Raw genomic sequence first — 16,993 nt, 5'->3', positions numbered from 1 at the left:
TGACCTGGATATTCTGTGGGGCTACCAGCAGCGACTCGTTCAGACGGAGGGTAGGAGAGATCTGCCTGGTATTATAGGGTCTTCCTCCGGATTTAATGGTCACTTCCTCTAATTGCTGACCGGATAATTGAAGGACGATATCGACCCTGATCGTTTTACCTTCTTCCACCGTAACGGTTTGAAGGGCGTTTGCATAACCTATCAGGGAAACTTCCAGTTGATAGGTTCCTGGTTTCATTCCATTAATTAGAAAACTTCCGTTTTCTTCTGTCAGAGTTGCCTTGGTGGTATTTTTAACGGTAACAGAAACGGAGGCGGCCGCCTTTCCGTCATTGGTGGTTACTTTACCCGATATATGTCCGTTCTTTTTATCTTTCTCTCCGATATGAGCAGAATCCCATCCGGTATGGATTGAAAACCATCCGGTATGGGCCGAAACCTGGAGGGAAGTAGCGGGCAGTAAAAAAAGCCAACTTAAAAGGCAAAAGGCGGATTTAGCCTGGTTGATCTTATGGTTCATACGTTTGTCTTTTTTGAAGATGCAAATCTGCGACCGGACAGCCGGATATAAATACCGGATCAGGAATTTGAGTTACGCAAACGGAAAAAATTATCTTTTGGCCTTCCGGTTCCGGCCCCACCAGCTATAGGGGAATAAGGCAATCTGATTACCTATTTTTTTACTTATCCCCAACTTCAGGTTTTCCACAATAGCGTTAGCAGCAGGAGTTGTTAATGGATTGATTATCAGAATATTTATTTCATTCACCGTTTTTACATATCAAGGAGTTCATTCTTAAATTTAAAAAGTTACCACCATAACTAAAATAATTAGTTAATAAAACTAAAATATTTAGTATTTTTGTTTTCACAAATGTGTTAACGAATGTGATTGCCAAATAGCACTACTGTGATCATGAATTAGTATTAGTGGGACTTAAAAAAGGAGAAACCGGGGGCAGGAAAAAGTAAAGTGAGTATGTGAAAAATGATATACCCGGAGGTGGAAAATGATGTACCCGTATGTGGAAAAGGACATACCCGGTGGGGGAAAAGGATAAATATGGATGTAGAAAAGGATGATCAGGGATTAAAAAAAGGAATAGTTGGGATTTTTTAAAGGAGTAATTGGCATGTTCCTCATTTTTTATTGGAATAAAAGTTTTCTTTGATTATTATGGCACACAGAGATCCACGTTATGACCTTATCAAGATTATGATTGTTCAGGGAAGTATTAAATCCTTTAATGACATTTTTAAGTATATTCCAAAAACTATCGTAGCCACAGATCTGGGTAAGAAGGTAGACCGGTTTACCGAACTGATGAATAGCGTAGAAGATTTTACACTTCATGAACTTTTTATCATAGCCAATTTTTGCCAGGTGGAGGAATCCGAAATGCTGAAACTTGCCCTTAATGAATATTTAATTAACAAAGAGAAAAAATCGAATCCCGAAATATAGTTCTGAATACCATAACCACAGCCGACCATCAGCCTTATCCTTATTTTTAAAATCCAAGTGTCCGGCTAAACCAACTGGAATCAGTAACTCAGACGAGGCCGTTTCTTTTAACAGGGAGACGACCTCGTTTTTTTATTACCTTTATTCCTGACTTGCGGTTCAAGTGCGGAGCAATTTAATTGGCCGACCTTAAAAATTGATGTAAGACTAATACATGATACTATTTACAAAGGAAATGCTGCGGTAAGACTGGGCAGCGGAAATGGCGAATTTGCGCAACGGATAAAAGTCGGACAATTGGCCCTCGTGCAAATCCTTGGATTCGGAATGTGTGGTGTATTTCCAATGCCCTGCATCCAAATGATTATATGGCCAGGTGGTATGCCCAGGGAATAGCAGCCTTATTAATTGAATAGGCTGTATATTTAACATATGATACCCGTCATAAAAATAAAAAGAGCTTACGAAAAGCCTGAAGATAGTGATGGTTTCCGCGTCCTGGTTGATCGCCTATGGCCGCGCGGCGTGGAAAAGGCTACCGCAGATTTTCAGGAATGGGTCAAAGATCTTGCTCCTACAACTGAATTAAGAAAATGGTTTGGGCACGATCCCGAAAAATGGTCGGCTTTTCAGCATAAATATAAAACAGAACTGGAAAAGAACGGCGAAGCAATCAATGGCTTCCTGGAAAATCATGAGGATAAACGCATTATTACCCTGGTATATGGGGCAAAGGATGAGCAGCACACCCATGCCCTGGTTTTAAAGGATTTTTTAGACAAACGTTTTCACAAGAAGTAGATAAAAAAAATCTGTGCCCTGCGCATAATTCAGGCTGCAGGAGAAAAATAAGAAACATGTCCAACATCAGTCTCATCATAGAAGAACGTCCTGCCGATATTGGTAATTTTATGGTCGGCCGTCTGTTGCCTTTTCGTGGCAAACGCATGGTAGGTCCGTTTATATTCATCGACCATATGGGGCCGGTTAGCATGGACGATCATCATAATATGGACATCGGGCCACATCCCCATATCGGCTTATCGACCCTTACCTATCTTTTAGAAGGAAATATTCTGCACAAGGATGCACTGGGAACCACCATAGAGATCAAGCCCGGAGAAGTAAACTGGATGACGGCTGGCAAAGGGATTGTCCATTCTGAAAGAACTCCGGACTATCTCCGTGGTCTGAACAAGGATTTGCACGGCCTGCAAATTTGGGTGGCCTTGCCAAAAGACAAGGAAGATATGGACCCTGGTTTTTTCCACGCCTCCAAAGAGGAGCTGCCCATCTGGACGGAAGATGGAGTGGAATACAAATTAATTGCCGGAGAAGCCCTGGGAAAAAAATCACCGGTTCCCGTATATAGTCCTTTATTCTTTTTGGAGATCAGATCAGAAACCCGGCAAACTCTCCGAGTAGGGAAGGGGCTTTTTGGAGAAACAGGCCTGTATATTCTCGCAGGAAGCATAGAGAGCGAAGGCAATACCTATGAACCGCGTCGTATCCTGGTAGCCAAAGATAGCTGTCTTTGTGATTTCATCATAAATGCCGGAACGACGATCTATATTTTCGGAGGAGAACCCTTTCCCGAATCCAGGCATATCTACTGGAATTTTGTAGCCAGCGATCTGGAACGGATAGAAAAGGCCAAGAACGATTGGAAAGAACAGAAGTTTCCCACTATCCCGGGAGAACACGGGTTCATCCCCCTTCCACCGGACAGCCCGCATGTAAAACAAACAAAATAGGCAGCCCAGGAGTTTCAGATCTATTGCTCAGCATACTTTTTGAAATTATCAAGGATAGACTGCCAGCCACCTCTCTGCATCTCTATGGGATTCTCGGATTCAGGATCGAAGGTTTCGGAAATCCCGGTTTTGCCTCCATCTTTCGTAAAGGTGATGTTTACTTTTCTACCATCTCCAAGCGTATAATCGATTTGGTTGTATAGGTCGACTCGGTCATAAACACCTCCAAAGTCAAAACCCATACTTCCGTCCCTGGCTTCCATACGAAAAAGGAATTTTCCTCCTGTGCGCAGGTCGTTCTCTGCCCTTGGGGTATGCCATTCGGGGATAGCAGAATTCCACTTAATAACGTGTTCGGGAGAATTAAAGAGGCTCCAGGTTTTTTCTACCGGTGCATTTACGGTGGTTTCAATGGTGATTCTTTCTTTTACTGGTGTGCTCATTTTGGTGTTTTTAAATGGTTATTTTTTATTTGTTGTTGATGGTACAAACTTAGGATGAATTTTCCGCAGCCATGATGGGTAAAAACGACAATCTGAAGGGTGATTTGCGACTATAATCTCATGGGGCTTGTCACAAGAAAGAAGTCTTATTTGTCTTACCTGATAAAATGAAAAAACAAAAGGCAATCTATTGGACGACCACAGGAATAGTATGTGCCGTCATGGTATATAGTGCGATCAACTTTAATCTTAAAGTTCCGTTGGGACCGGCGATGTACAAAACGGAAGGGCCTTTCGTCCATTTGAAATTACCTGACTATATGAGAATTGAACTTACGACCGCCAAAGTTTTGGGGATTTTTGCGTTATTGATACCAGCTATTCCGGCCAAAATAAAAGGATTCGCTTATGCTGGGTTTGCCATCGTCTTAATTTCTGCCAGTTTTGCCCATTTTTCGGTTGGAGATGGCTTCTTTTTTATAATCGATCCGCTGATTTTTTTGGGGTTTTTGACCGTTTCCTATGTCTATTATAATAGGCTGGTAGGGAAAGACAATTCATCCCCGACCGAAATTACTCCCTCCCCCCGGAATAAAAGGTTTTGACCGAAATGTATTTTATTCTCTGTATTCCGGTATCCGCTTAGCGTTTTCAATGGTTCCTTTCCTTTAGCGGCTGTAACCTGGTCAATGGTAGTGATCGTACAGCGGGCACAACGTTTTACGCCAAAAAAAGAGACGCCGGCAATTTGAAAATGTTCCATGGTATCTTCCTCATAAGGAGCCCCTCCGGTAAATACGATATTGGGTCGGAAGCGGTTCATGTGAAGTGGCGTGGAGAGCCTGCCGTTAAGCTCATCCAGCGATGACTGCCCGATCAACAGAAGGGGATAACCATCCGCAAAACTGGTGATTTCCTTATTATGGGCATACCTGTCGTCCACCAGACGATGACTCGATTCAGGCATATAGGCCAATCTGCAGTTGAATGAGAGCATATCTGAGAACCATTCATCAGCCTTTCTATTCACCCATTGCGCCTGGCAGGAGTCATCCCAGACATTTACGATGCAGGTGTCTGACTGTTGAGCTTCTTCTCCGGAGTTTTCATCAGAATTGCTGTTTTCCCCCGGCGCCCCGAAAGGGATCAGTAACGGGGTATGCGTCTTGTTTTTATGCAGTACGGTCAGCCCCTTATCAGTTATACTCACCTGTAAAAGAGCCATTTCGGGAAGTTCACGCTGCGAAAGAAAACGGTTGTTTTCATCCACCAGCATCCATCTGCGGTCATGTTTAAATCCGCGGTCAGTAAGCGAAGCCTGCCGGACGGATATTCCCCCAAGGGATTTGATGGGGTACACATATAATTCACTAATGAAACGCATAAGGGCAATGTATTGAAATTTATACTAACGTGATACTTCCTGTGCTGGTAAAATTACTATCTTTAACAAATACCCCTTGCCATGAAGTCCCTTATTTTCAGCCTTGCCCTACTATTTTGCGGTTGCACTTTGTACAGTCAAACATGGACAGAGCTCAATCCGCCTGACAATCTGCTTAATAATACCATCTTTTCCACGATCGCCGGTAAAACCGGTCAGGTCTATGCTGCAGGACTTTTTACCAATAAAAATTCAAACAATATTGTGGCCACTCTTATCAATGGGGCCTGGAAAGAGCTGGGAGCGGGAGGAGGGGCGCTGAATGCCGGAAATTCCCTCTACACCCTTGCCCTGGATTCAATGGGTAATTTATATGCCGGCGGGGCCTTTACTAATGCATCGGGTAATTATTATGTAGCGAAATGGGACGGAAGCACCTGGTCGGAACTGGGCACAGGTGCTGCGGGTCTGCAAGCGACCGGTCAGCTCTTTTCCCTGGCTACGGACAAGCTGGGTAATGTCTATGCGGGCGGGGAACTAAGCGACGGATCTGGTAAATATTATATCTCCAAATGGGACGGGCATTCCTGGACCCAGTTAGGCACCGGAACACATGCACTCAATGCCAATGGCCTGATCTATTCCATTCTGCCCGATCCATCGGGGAATATCTATGTGACCGGCCATTTTACCGATGCCAACGGCCGGTATTATGTGGCGAAATGGAACGGAAGCGACTGGAGTATCGTGGGTAATGGAGCAGGCGCATTAAACGCCAATAGTTATATCAATACCCTGACCATCGATGCGGCAGGAAATATTTTCGCTGCCGGTGATTTCACCGATCCATCAGGCCAGCAGTATGTGGCCAAATGGGATGGCAGCGCCTGGACTCCGGTAGGCACAGGAAGTTCCGCGCTAAAAGCGAACGCTACGATCAATTCGATCATCATCGATGCAGCGGGCCGGCTAAATGCGGGCGGGCGATTCACCAATGCCAGCGGAAGCTATTACCTTGCACAGTGGTCGGGGTCCGGATGGTCCGAAGTAACGGGTACTTCACCCCTGTGGCCGGTGAATAATTATATTACTTCTCTTTCACCGGATCCGGCTGGAAATATTTATGCAGCCGGCGATTTTACAGATATCAATGGAGATCATTATGTGGCTGAACTTTCCGGTTCCGGTTGGTCCGAACCGGGTCTTGGTGGAACCAAATTCCCCCTTCAGGCCAACCCCATGCAGGCCGTAACCGTTGATACCGCAGGGCATGTCTTTGTCGTACTGGGAGATAAAGATGCCGGAGGAAACCCCATTGTGGAACATTGGGATGGCCTTTCCTGGAAACCATTATCTAACACTATACCGGGGGGCTATGCGTATATCTCCGGGCTGGCGGCGGATAGTTCCGGTAATGTCTATGCCTTTGGAACTTTCGTTGCGGCGGACGGAGTTGCCAAATGGAATGGCAGCGGCTGGACCATGCTGCCTTCTTCCGCAGGACAACTGACGATCAACTCCATCAATCATATCGCTACCGATAAAAAAGGGAATGTCTATATATCCGGTTCCTTCACACAGAACGGTAATTACCTGAATATGGCGAAATGGGATGGAGCGGTTTGGCAGGCCTTTGCATCTGCCGAAGTTTATTATTTTATCGTTGATACAACAGGCACCATTTATGCGGCAAATTACGACTTCACCAATAGCGGATACAATGTATTGAAGATCACTGGAAATACAGTGACCAGAATCGGTGGAACAGGGCCGCATCAAATGAATGCCAATACGTGGGTTCAGGCTATGGTACTGGATACTGCCGGAAATTTATACGCCGGAGGCGGCTTTGCAGACAATAATGGGCATGCCTATGTAGCCAAATGGGATGGAAATTCCTGGAATGAACTGGGAACAGGAGCTGGTGCGCTTGGAGCAGATGGTTCCATTACAGGTCTTGTTTTTGACAATGCCGGTAACCTTTATTCATCCGGAAGTCTGATGCAAAATTCGGCGACCTATCTGGGCAAATGGGATGGCCAGGCCTGGTCCGCTATCAGTACAGGGCCGATGTTCTGGCATCAGAACACGATTGGTTATCTTAACCGTGACGCCAGGGGGATTATTTACGCAGGAGGGCAATTCAAAGGTTCCAGGGACATCGGCAATTATATCTATACGTACGGGTCCGTTACACCACCCGTAGTTTGCGATGGTAAGGCCTCCGTAAAACTCACGGCCAATCCAACCACCGTCACGCCGCAAAGCGGGCCTGTAGAAGTATCGGCCAGTCTTATTTCCGGCGCGGGTGTAAATATCAGGTATGTTTTCTCAAAAGACAGGAATTTTGATACGCCGATTCAGACCCCCTCCTCAGACAGCGTTATCACCATCCTTATAAGCGACCTTACTGCCGGTACCAATATCATTTATGTAAAAATGCAAATCACCGATCCCTGCGCCAATTTCTTAACGGCAACCGACAGCGTTACCATTATTAAAAATGCCGTTACGGCGGTCACGGATATCGATTTCCCCAATACAGCTATTGTAGCCTTTCCCAATCCGATCGGCCAGTTTATTTTTGTCACCGGTTTGAGCTCCTCAAAATCATACGCGCTTACCCTGCATAATAATCTGGGGATGGCGGTCCGGACACTACAGATCAAGGGCCAGACCAGGGCCTCTTTACCATCCTTTGACCTGTCTTCCGGCATTTATTGGCTGGAAATTTATGACAATACCCGTAAAAGAAGGATCGGCCAGGTCACTCTTCTGAAGAAAACTCAATAGGATCAATAGACTATACTTTACCATTGACCGTTGTTCCGTAGCATTTGCCTAATGATCTATACCTTTACGGCTGAGAAAGTACCTTTATGAAAGGACAAAAGAATAGATGGAAAGGCTTTTTACTCGCTATCGGAGCGGCTACTCTTTGGGGTATATCCGGGGCATTCGGACAGTTTTTATTCGAACACAGGGGGATCAATACGGAATGGCTGGTTAGCGTAAGGCTCCTGATCTCGGGTCTTATCTTATTAACCATCGCCGGAGCGCGGAAAGACCAGGCAGTGAATAGTATATGGAAGGTCAGAAAGGATGCCATTCAACTCTTTTTGTTCAGTATACTGGGTATGCTTGCAGTCCAATATACCTTTTTTGCCGCTATCAAACATTCCAATGCGGCTACGGCAACCGTCCTGCAATATTCCGGACCTGTGTTGATCGCCCTGTATCTGGCCATCCATAATCGAAGATTTCCTGTACCACTTGAATCCCTGGCCATTATCCTTGCGGTTGCAGGGACTTTTCTGCTGGTGACGCATGGAAGTTTCAATAGTCTTTCCATTTCCGGATTGGCGCTGTTCTGGGGCCTTTCTTCTGCCGTGGCCATGGCTTATTACAGCATCCAGCCCGGTCGCCTCTTAAAAAAATACCCTTCGACCGTCATCCTGGGATGGGCCATGGTAATAGGCGGAATGGCCTTAAGTTTTACACATGCTCCTTGGAAAACAGATGGCGAGTGGGATCTTTATACTTTTTTGTTCCTGGCTTTTATCATCCTGCTGGGCAGCTTCGTTGCCTTCTACTTCTATTTAACCGCCATTAAACTGATCGGACCCCAGGTTACAAGCCTGCTGGCCTCCGCAGAACCTCTGTCGGCAGCCATCATAGCTGTCGTCTGGCTGAAAGTGCCTTTTAGCAATATGGATTGGCTTGGCAGTTTGTTTATTTTGTCCGCGATATTTTTATTGACACAGAGGCAGAAACCAAAGGTTGCTGCAGTTTAGCTAACCTATGTTTGCTTTTTTTGCGCCGTTGACAATTTGGTATATTCGTAATGCAGGAAATGGACCAAATGGAGGAAAGGCACAAACCATCACCTTATGCAGTTTATTACGACAATTTTGCGAACGGTTATTTTACTGGGTGCTGTGCAGGGAGTTATTATCGCTATTCTGTTGTTTTTTTCAAAAAAAAGCAGAAGGTCTAACAGGCTGTTGGGGATATTGCTTTTTCTCATCGCCATCGCCAGTCTGAAACTCTACGGCACACAGACAGGTTTGGCCGATACTTTCCTGTTTCGGATAATAGATGCTTTTTTCCCCATGATCATTATTATGCCTGTTGGCCCCCTCCTCTATTTTTATGTAAAGTCATTTCTTATCCCGGATTTTCGTCTCACCCGAAAGGACCGTTTCCATTTTTACCCCGTAATCATCGACCTTGTCCCTCAATTAACGGCGATAGTATTTATAATTGGAGTAGTCGCCCATATTTTCCCAAATCATCCTCAACCATGGGGACTATTCATCGATACCTATAATGTCTATTCTGATATTCCCCGCTGGATTTCCATCAGTGGTTACCTGTGGATGGCTGCCAGGGAGATAAAGAATCAACCCTTAACAGGCGATGACCCGGGAGGGCAAAAGACCGATTCCCGTAAATGGCTGCGCCAATTTATTCGTATGTTCCTGATTTTTCAGGGAATATGGCTGATCTATCTCATTCCTTATGTCATTCCGAAGTATACCGACATTCTCTTAACTCGTTTCGATTGGTACCCGGTATATGTGCCTTTGGCCATTCTGATATATTGGCTGGGATTGCGTGGCTATATCGTATCGCAACGGGAAATTCCTTTTAAAAAAAATACCGGGAACCAACCCGTCCTGCCTGCATCCGATCTGGAACGACTTGTCGTTTTGTTAAAAACGGCGATGGAAACCGACAGGCTTTACCTGGATCCTGCCCTTACAGTAGCCTCTCTGGCTGCTCACACCGGCGCAACCCCAAAGACCCTCTCAGCTGTTCTCAACCAACACCTGAACAAAAGTTTTAATGAGTTCATTAATGAATACCGGGTGCAGGCCATCAAAGAACGATTGCTGCTAGGCGAAACAAAGGAGCTGACCATTGCCGGCCTGGCCTATGAATGCGGTTTTAATTCCCTGCCTACTTTTCAGCGGGCCTTTAAGACTATAATCGGTCAGACGCCAAAAGAATTCCTGTCGAAAAATACCTGAAAAGATACTGCTCAAATCCGGATTTGAATAGGCATTGGTAGCGACTCCACGTTACTTTGTCTCAAAAAAAAAGATGAAGAAATATTTCCGGCTTGCGCACCTTTCCCCGAATTTCCTGGTTCTGTTCCTGGTTCTTTTCCAGATTCTTGCTTCCTTTTCCCGCTTGTCCGCCCAGGACAAAACAAATATTCCTGCTAAAGATACCCTTGATCCACTGACCGGGCTCTACCATATGACGATAGATACCACCCAGGCATTCCGGATCAAAAAAGAAAAGGACCAGTTAATCCTGGAAGTAGCAGGTCAGGGTCAAACAGAACTGTTACCCCTGGGCACTGATCAGTTCAGACCTAAGGTCGTTGCTCCGCCAGCTACGTTGACCTTTATCAGGGATAGCCTGAAGGAAGTAAACCGGTTTACCTGGTACCAGGACCATACCGGCCAGCAGACGAAATTCATCAGGAAAAATCCTGTCAATAAACAGGACAGACTTTCCCATTCTGCCGGATGGGCGGGGTTGTATAAAATGACGCAATCCCCTTACCGGTCGATAACGATAGAAGATGAGGAGGGCCGGCTGTCTGCTCAGATCGATGCCGGAGCGAAAATGGAATTATCGCTGCTGTCCGGCGACGAGTTAGTCTTTAAAAAAGACGGCTATACCATTTGGTTTGTTTTCAAAAGGGATAAACAGGGATTAATCCGGCAATTAATTACCCGCGAAAGCGGCCTGGTGAATTTTACCCGGGTCAGGGAAACCGGGGAGAAAGAAAGTTCGCCGGACTTTAGGGCAAAAAGACAACAATTTACCTATGCAGATTCCCTGCGGGGAATGTTGACTTCATTACGGACCTGTTATGACGTTTTGTACTATGGGTTGGATATTAAGGTAATGCCGGAGACAAAATCCATACAGGGAAGCGTTACGATCCGGTTCCGTGCCGTGGCGTCTTTCGATAAACTACAAGTGGATCTGTATGCCAATATGGCTATCGAAAAAATTGTCTTTCATGACAGACTATTGCCCTTTACCCGGCAGTATAATGCCATATTTATTCAGTTTCCCGGTCTGGTGGAAACCGGAAAGGAAGAATCGATTACGATTACCTATTCCGGAAAACCGCAAACCCCTGACATTACCACCTTGAAGGGAGGTTTTATTTGGTTCTATGACCGCAATGGCAATCCCTGGATCGAGTCCGTATGTCAGGGCTCGGGGGCAAGTCTCTGGTGGCCCTGCAAAGATCATCTTTCCGACAAACCGGATAGTATGGATATAAGCATCACCGTTCCCCCCGGTCTTACGGATATCTCCAACGGCAGACTGCGGAAGGTGACCAGGCTTGCGGATAGTTCCACCCGCTTCGACTGGCATGTCAGTTACCCTATTAACAATTATAATGTGGTTGTCAACATTGGAAAATATGCTCACCTCACCGATCTATATAGCCGCGGCAAAAATGATACACTTACACTGGACTATTATTGTATGCCCTATAATCTGGACAAGGCAAAAAAGATCTATGCCCGGGTGAAACCGCTGCTATCTCTATATGAGCAAGATTTTGGCAACTACCCTTTTGAACGGGATGGATTTACCTTAATGGAATCTCTCTATCCCATGGAGCACCAGGGGGCAGTGAGCATCGGACCCGTCAACAATCCGGTAAACAGTAATAAAACTGATTTACAGGATCTGATCCGTACTGCCTGGCATGAGACGGCACATGAATGGTGGGGTAACAGCGTCACCTGTAAAGATATGGCGGACTTTTGGATCCATGAGGCGTTTGCTACCTACGGCGAAGTGCTGGCTTATGAAAGATTGTCCGGGAAAGCCGCAGCCATGGCCTATCTCGGAAATCAGCATCCGGAAAATACCGAACCCATAATCGGTACCTATAACGTAAACGATTTTCATTTGGGGGATATGTATCCTAAAGGCTGCCTGATGCTGCATACCTTAAGAAGCATCCTGGATAAGGATACTTTATGGTTTGGGGTCCTCCGTGGCATACAGGATAGTTTCAGGTACAAGACGGTGACGACCGAAGATATAACCGGTTATATTAACCAGGCCACACGCAAAGACTTTACTGCTTTTTTCGATCAGTATCTCCGTCACGGGGCCATTCCCGAATTGTCCATCAACCTGAAACAGGAAGACGGCATCCTGGTCGTCCGCTACAAATGGATCGTGGATGTCCCTGGATTTAACATGCGAATAAAGGCAACCACTGTAAAAAACGAATGGGCATTTATATATCCGACAACCGATTGGCAGACTATCAGCCTGCCGGGAATGCAAGAAGAAGACTTTAAAGTGGATACAGATAATTTTTATATTAAGGTTAAGAAGGAATAGCGGATGTGTTCAACGGCAAAATCTGTTAAATTCATTGTGCGTAAAAAAAAGAAGACATAGACTAGTTCCATTTAAACACTTGCGTGTTTCTATTGGGTATGAACAATTATATCGATGATGTTAAAAGAATTTTGGACCATGCAAGAAAGAATGCCTATGCTGCTGTTAACACTGCTATGGTCGATGCCTATTGGCAAATAGGGAAACGGATCGTGGAACAGGAGCAGCATGGTGAAAATAGGGCAGCCTATGGAGAAGGTATTTTAAAGGAACTTTCAAAGGCCTTGACTACCGAATTCGGGAAGGGGTTTTCTTATGCGAGTTTGTATAATTTCCGGCAGTTTTACCTGATTTACCCCATGAATGAGATTTTCTACACACTGTGTAGAAAATTGGCTTGGAGTCATAATCGGTTGATAATGAGGGTTGAAGGAGGTGACGCCCGACAATATTATCTGAAAGAGGCGGCGGAGCAAAATTGGAGTGTACGGACCTTGGAACGGAATATATCTACCTTTTACTATCAACGGTTATTGTCCTCACAATCCTCTTTAGCCTCTCAGGCTAAGCAGGAAACTTTGCAGCAGACGGTGGCGTTGGATAAATCCAATCCTCAGGGTTTTATTAAAGATCCGTTTGTCTTCGAGTTTTTGAATCTGCCTCAACCTGTTTCGGCGACTGAAATAGAAATTGAATCAGCATTAATAGAAAATCTTCAACAATTTTTACTGGAACTGGGAAAAGGTTTTTCTTTTGTCGGACGGCAGTTTAGAATAAGTACGGAGACCGATCATTTTTTTATTGACCTTGTTTTTTACAACTATCTTCTTAAATGTTTTGTGCTGATCGATCTGAAGACAGGAAAGCTAAGTCATCAGGATATCGGTCAAATGGATATGTACCGGCGCATGTTTGACGATTTGAAAAAAACGGAAAGCGACAGCCCGACCATAGGTATCATACTGTGTACTGAGAAAAGTGAGACTATTGTAAAATATTCGGTTATAAATGACAACCAGAATGTATTTGCTACCAAGTACATGCATTATTTGCCAACGGAAGCCGAACTTATCGAGGAAATTGAAAGGGAGAAAAGAAATCTACATTTTTTTAAGGAAGAAAGAAGGAATAAAAGGAATTGAACCGGATGATTAATATATTGTAGTGCCAGACATATTCTGTTAAATATGAATGGTATTAAAAATATATTTTATGCGAGGTGTTAGGTTTCAGTTGATCGTTCTCAGCCTTTTTGCAGGGCTGGTTTCTTTAAGCAAATGCGGTTTTGCACAGGAAGTCTATCCTTTTAAAAAAGGCCTGATAGCCGTTACCGAACCACGCTATGGCCGGGAAGCTTTATACAAGGATCCGCTTGCCTGGCAGCTTTACAAGGATTCTTTAAAAACACCGGTTGACGGAGGTTTATTTGGTTTGAATGCCGTAGGAAAACCTATTCTTTGGAAAGAGTTGGACGCCGATAGCCTGAACAGGTTTCGCAGACGGGGAGCCGGTTTTGGGGCTGAGGGCAGTTACCTTTATCTTTCTTATTTCTCCGACAAGGCAAGACCTGCATTGTTACATATACTGGGCGATGGAGGATTATTCTTCAACGGCGTGCCGCATGCCGGTGATCCTTATAGTTCCGGCTGGTTATATATTCCCGTCAGCCTAAAAAAGGGGCTAAATGAATTGTATATCCGTGTTGGCGGCCAGGTTACGGCCAGCCTGATCTTTGGGAATAAGGACGTGCAGTTAAATTGTGAAGATCCTACCATTCCTGTTATCGAAACAGGAGCCGCCGGAAACGATTCTCTGCAAGGAGCCGTGGTCGTGGTCAATACTTCATCGAAGTCATTAAAAAACTACAGGATCAGTGCTCTTGTGGAGGGAAAGACCCTGGTAACAGCCATCCCGGTTGTGTTGCCTATGAGTACCCGTAAGGTCAGCTTTATATTTAACGGCTCGGGGATACGCAGCAAGGGGCGTTTCGATTGTTTGCTCTCTTTAATGGATCCTGATAAAACTTTGGATGAAAAAAAACTGAGCCTCGAGGCGGCGGGCACCGGGGAATCCTACAGCGTGACCTTCAAAAGCGGGATAGATGGCAGTCTTCAGTATTATGCGGTGACCCCACAAGCCCAAGCCCCGGGGACCAACGGTGAAGCCGTCAGGATCATGAATCCTGGTACAGAAGCGGCTCCTCCCGGGACTGTTTTTGCGGCGGGAACTGCTCCAGGCAATAAAATACCAGACAATAAAATAATGGTGTCCGGGAAATCACCGGCTGCTCAGGGAGCATCGCTGTTCTTATCTGTACATGGAGCAGGAGTGGAAGCAATTGGCCAGGCCCGGGCATACCATAGCAAGGATTGGGGTACCCTGGTAGCGGCAACAAACCGCCGGCCCCGGGGTTTTAACTGGGAGGATTGGGGACGGCTGGATGCCCTCGAAGTATTGGCGCTGGCGGAAAAAAGGTTCGCACCCGATCCGCAACGCATTTATCTGACGGGACATTCCATGGGTGGGCATGGCACCTGGTTCCTGGGCGCTGCTTACCCGGAGAAATGGGCCGCGATTGGTGCCTGTTCCGGTTATCCGACCCTAAAAGATTACGGTTCGCATGATGGTGTCGTTCCTGACAGCAGTCAATCGCCGATAGAACAGATCCTGCTCCGTGCAAGCAACCAGAGCGATGTGATCAAACTGGCGACCAACTATAAGCCCCTGGGAGTTTATGTTCTTCATGGGGACTCTGATAAAGTAGTGCCGGTAAAATATGCCAGGCAGATGCGAAAGGTTTTGGCAGAATTTCATACCGATTTGAGTTATCATGAGGTTCCCGGTGCAGAACATTGGTACGGCAACCAGAGCGTCGATTGGGATCCTTTATTCGATTTTTTCAAATGGCATACCCGCAAACCCGACAGCCTGGTGACTCACATCGACTTTATGACAGCCAGCCCGGGAATCTCCGCTTCCTATTATTGGGCCTCCATTCAGCAGCAGGTACATCCCCTGGTTTATAGCCGTATGCAGTTGACAAGGGACTTAAAAATGCGAAAGATCACGGGCAATACGGAAAATATCCGGCTGCTCAGACTGTCCCTGGCTGATTTCGGCCCCGGAACTATAATAAAGATCGGGTTGGATGACCTCAGCCAGTTGGCGTATACGACGGTGAGCGCAGAAGATAGCCTCTTCCTTTTGCGGGAGCAGGATGCCTGGAAAATAGTGAAGAGGCCTGAAGCGGATCAAAAAGGGCCCCAACGCTACGGGACACTTAAAGATGCTTTTACCAACCATATGGTCTTTGTATATGGTACAATAGGTAACGAAAAAGAGAATCAATGGAGTCTCAATAAAGCCCGTTATGATGCGGAGACCTGGTATTACCGCGGTAATGGAGCCGTTGATATCATCTCCGATAAGGAATACTCCCAAACTGCCTATCCGGGCAGGAATGTTATTTTGTATGGGAATGCCAGCACCAATGCCTCCTGGAAACTGTTATTGCCAACCTGCCCAATACAAGTGGAAAGAAATAAGGTACGGGCTGGAGACCGGGTATGGGAAGGAGATAGTCTGGGTGTTTATTTTGTATGGCCGCTCCGCAATTCCCCGATCGGTTCTGTAGCCGTTATCGGAGGCAGTGGGCTGAAAGGTATGGAGGCCGCCAATGCCAACCAGTATTTTGCCGGTGCAAGCGGATTCCCGGATTTTATGGTATTCGGCTTAGACATGCTGCAGACCGGGGAAAGGGGAGGCGGTCTGAAAATCGCCGGATTTTTTGACAATGATTGGAAATTGACAAAGGCAGAGATGGAAGAGAATTAAGGTTTTCGCCGGCAGCAAACCGCTTCCTTCAAACGACAAAAGTTTCCAGGATTGTCCTTGCATATCCAATCATTTCTTCTGCCGGAATGGTCGCACCGTCTTCCAGCCATTTGAACAACATGGCGACAATGCCGGCAGCGGCCGCTGCTGCCTTGTAACGAAGGATCTTTTGCGCTTTCCTGTCTTTCATCGTATTCCCTTTGTAGTGCTCATGGATCTTAGCGGCGCAAACTTCCGCGAAGTGGTTGCAGATAATGTCCATGCCCCTGCTACCTCTGAGAGCTTTGACAACGGGAAAATATTCTTTCGTATGATGAAATAAGTAAGAAAGATTGATCCCCATCGGATATTGTTTATCATCACCTGTCGGGGTATGAATGAGCTCATTCTGAAAATGAATATTGCCTACGAGCAGTTGTTCTTTACTTTCATAATGCGCATAAAACGTGCTGCGGCCGATATTTGCCCTGTCAATGATTTCCTGGATCGTTATGGCGTCGAATCCTTTTTCGGCGATTAGTTCGGCCAGTGCTGCCGCCAGGGCCTTTTTTGTTTTTTGTGTCCTTCGGTCATCCTGTAAAACAGGGAGAGACTTTTTTTCAGCCATTTCAAGACTTTTAGAAGTTTTTGTTCAGTATCGGATACAACCGGCTTTTTGTGCCTTGTTAATAAGCAGGCAAAATCTTTATTTTGTAAAACTAAACATTTGTTCAGT

General features: G+C 45.7%; 14 protein-coding genes. 10 read left to right on the top strand and 4 right to left on the bottom strand.

The features are described from left to right. The coding region (locus tag ACX0G9_RS25485; RefSeq protein WP_459067797.1) for a carboxypeptidase-like regulatory domain-containing protein at positions 1 to 520 on the bottom strand (520 nt) is incomplete at its 3' end. Positions 521 to 1,177: 657 nt separating this feature from the next. Here ACX0G9_RS25485 and ACX0G9_RS25480 point away from each other — a divergent pair. The 3 genes from ACX0G9_RS25480 (at position 1,178) to ACX0G9_RS25470 (ending at position 3,219) form a co-directional block, all read left to right on the top strand. After that, the gene (locus tag ACX0G9_RS25480; RefSeq protein ID WP_459067796.1) at positions 1,178 to 1,465 is read left to right on the top strand and encodes a hypothetical protein; all 288 of its coding nucleotides are present in this window, start codon (positions 1,178 to 1,180) and stop codon (positions 1,463 to 1,465) included. Positions 1,466 to 1,897: 432 nt separating this feature from the next. Further along, complete coding sequence (locus tag ACX0G9_RS25475) at positions 1,898 to 2,266, top strand: DUF488 domain-containing protein (protein WP_459067795.1); 369 nt, start codon at positions 1,898 to 1,900, stop codon at positions 2,264 to 2,266. Between the two features lie 56 nt (positions 2,267 to 2,322). Then, positions 2,323 to 3,219, top strand: a complete 897-nt coding sequence (locus tag ACX0G9_RS25470) for a pirin family protein (protein WP_459067794.1) — start codon at positions 2,323 to 2,325, stop codon at positions 3,217 to 3,219. 20 nt (positions 3,220 to 3,239) lie between these two features. On the opposite strand, the gene ACX0G9_RS25465 is transcribed toward ACX0G9_RS25470, so the two are convergent. Then, on the bottom strand, positions 3,240 to 3,662 hold the full coding sequence (locus tag ACX0G9_RS25465) for an SRPBCC family protein (RefSeq protein WP_459067793.1): 423 nt from the start codon (positions 3,660 to 3,662) through the stop codon (positions 3,240 to 3,242). A gap of 167 nt (positions 3,663 to 3,829) precedes the next feature. On the opposite strand from ACX0G9_RS25465, the gene ACX0G9_RS25460 reads away from it, so the two are divergent. Next, the gene (locus ACX0G9_RS25460) at positions 3,830 to 4,267 is read left to right on the top strand and encodes a DoxX family protein (protein WP_459067792.1); all 438 of its coding nucleotides are present in this window, start codon (positions 3,830 to 3,832) and stop codon (positions 4,265 to 4,267) included. On the opposite strand, the gene ACX0G9_RS25455 is transcribed toward ACX0G9_RS25460, so the two are convergent. After that, on the bottom strand, positions 4,192 to 5,046 hold the full coding sequence (locus ACX0G9_RS25455; RefSeq protein ID WP_459067791.1) for an MOSC domain-containing protein: 855 nt from the start codon (positions 5,044 to 5,046) through the stop codon (positions 4,192 to 4,194). The genes ACX0G9_RS25460 and ACX0G9_RS25455 overlap by 76 nt on opposite strands. An 81-nt stretch (positions 5,047 to 5,127) precedes the next feature. Here ACX0G9_RS25455 and ACX0G9_RS25450 point away from each other — a divergent pair, with 81 nt between their 5' ends. The 6 genes from ACX0G9_RS25450 (at position 5,128) to ACX0G9_RS25425 (ending at position 16,278) form a co-directional block, all read left to right on the top strand. Further along, on the top strand, positions 5,128 to 7,839 hold the full coding sequence (locus ACX0G9_RS25450) for a T9SS type A sorting domain-containing protein (protein ID WP_459067790.1): 2,712 nt from the start codon (positions 5,128 to 5,130) through the stop codon (positions 7,837 to 7,839). A gap of 86 nt (positions 7,840 to 7,925) precedes the next feature. Next, positions 7,926 to 8,840, top strand: a complete 915-nt coding sequence (locus ACX0G9_RS25445; RefSeq protein ID WP_459067789.1) for an EamA family transporter — start codon at positions 7,926 to 7,928, stop codon at positions 8,838 to 8,840. Between the two features lie 96 nt (positions 8,841 to 8,936). After that, complete coding sequence (locus ACX0G9_RS25440) at positions 8,937 to 10,079, top strand: helix-turn-helix domain-containing protein (RefSeq protein WP_459067788.1); 1,143 nt, start codon at positions 8,937 to 8,939, stop codon at positions 10,077 to 10,079. A gap of 73 nt (positions 10,080 to 10,152) precedes the next feature. After that, entirely contained in the window at positions 10,153 to 12,444 is a 2,292-nt protein-coding gene (locus ACX0G9_RS25435) for a M1 family metallopeptidase (RefSeq protein WP_459067787.1), read from the top strand. 98 nt (positions 12,445 to 12,542) lie between these two features. Then, a complete protein-coding gene (locus ACX0G9_RS25430; RefSeq protein WP_459067786.1) occupies positions 12,543 to 13,586 on the top strand; it encodes a PDDEXK nuclease domain-containing protein in 1,044 nt (347 codons plus the stop codon). Positions 13,587 to 13,656: 70 nt separating this feature from the next. After that, positions 13,657 to 16,278 carry an alpha/beta hydrolase-fold protein gene (locus ACX0G9_RS25425; protein ID WP_459067785.1) on the top strand — a complete coding sequence of 874 codons (2,622 nt, stop codon included), beginning with the start codon at positions 13,657 to 13,659 and terminating at the stop codon, positions 16,276 to 16,278. A 28-nt stretch (positions 16,279 to 16,306) separates the two neighbouring features. Here the strand turns inward: ACX0G9_RS25425 and ACX0G9_RS25420 are convergent, their stop codons facing one another. Continuing rightward, the gene (locus tag ACX0G9_RS25420; protein WP_459067784.1) at positions 16,307 to 16,885 is read right to left on the bottom strand and encodes a TetR/AcrR family transcriptional regulator; all 579 of its coding nucleotides are present in this window, start codon (positions 16,883 to 16,885) and stop codon (positions 16,307 to 16,309) included. Positions 16,886 to 16,993: the final 108 nt, after the last annotated feature.

The sequence above is a fragment of the Flavitalea flava genome (assembly GCF_054461575.1).
The sequence above is the reverse complement of the archived record's forward strand: the minus strand, read 5'-3'. Positions and strand labels throughout refer to the sequence as shown.

Bases quoted from the DNA above. Each gene is read 5' to 3' on its own strand.
- ACX0G9_RS25455 (WP_459067791.1), bottom strand. From the start codon at position 5,046: ATGCGTTTCATTAGTGAATTATATGTGTACCCCATCAAATCCCTTGGG.
- ACX0G9_RS25425 (WP_459067785.1), top strand. From the start codon at position 13,657: ATGCGAGGTGTTAGGTTTCAGTTGATCGTTCTCAGCCTTTTTGCAGGG.
- ACX0G9_RS25475 (WP_459067795.1), top strand. From the start codon at position 1,898: ATGATACCCGTCATAAAAATAAAAAGAGCTTACGAAAAGCCTGAAGAT.
- ACX0G9_RS25450 (WP_459067790.1), top strand. From the start codon at position 5,128: ATGAAGTCCCTTATTTTCAGCCTTGCCCTACTATTTTGCGGTTGCACT.
- ACX0G9_RS25465 (WP_459067793.1), bottom strand. From the start codon at position 3,662: ATGAGCACACCAGTAAAAGAAAGAATCACCATTGAAACCACCGTAAAT.
- ACX0G9_RS25480 (WP_459067796.1), top strand. From the start codon at position 1,178: ATGGCACACAGAGATCCACGTTATGACCTTATCAAGATTATGATTGTT.
- ACX0G9_RS25420 (WP_459067784.1), bottom strand. From the start codon at position 16,885: ATGGCTGAAAAAAAGTCTCTCCCTGTTTTACAGGATGACCGAAGGACA.
- ACX0G9_RS25460 (WP_459067792.1), top strand. From the start codon at position 3,830: ATGAAAAAACAAAAGGCAATCTATTGGACGACCACAGGAATAGTATGT.
- ACX0G9_RS25430 (WP_459067786.1), top strand. From the start codon at position 12,543: ATGAACAATTATATCGATGATGTTAAAAGAATTTTGGACCATGCAAGA.
- ACX0G9_RS25440 (WP_459067788.1), top strand. From the start codon at position 8,937: ATGCAGTTTATTACGACAATTTTGCGAACGGTTATTTTACTGGGTGCT.
- ACX0G9_RS25470 (WP_459067794.1), top strand. From the start codon at position 2,323: ATGTCCAACATCAGTCTCATCATAGAAGAACGTCCTGCCGATATTGGT.
- ACX0G9_RS25435 (WP_459067787.1), top strand. From the start codon at position 10,153: ATGAAGAAATATTTCCGGCTTGCGCACCTTTCCCCGAATTTCCTGGTT.
- ACX0G9_RS25445 (WP_459067789.1), top strand. From the start codon at position 7,926: ATGAAAGGACAAAAGAATAGATGGAAAGGCTTTTTACTCGCTATCGGA.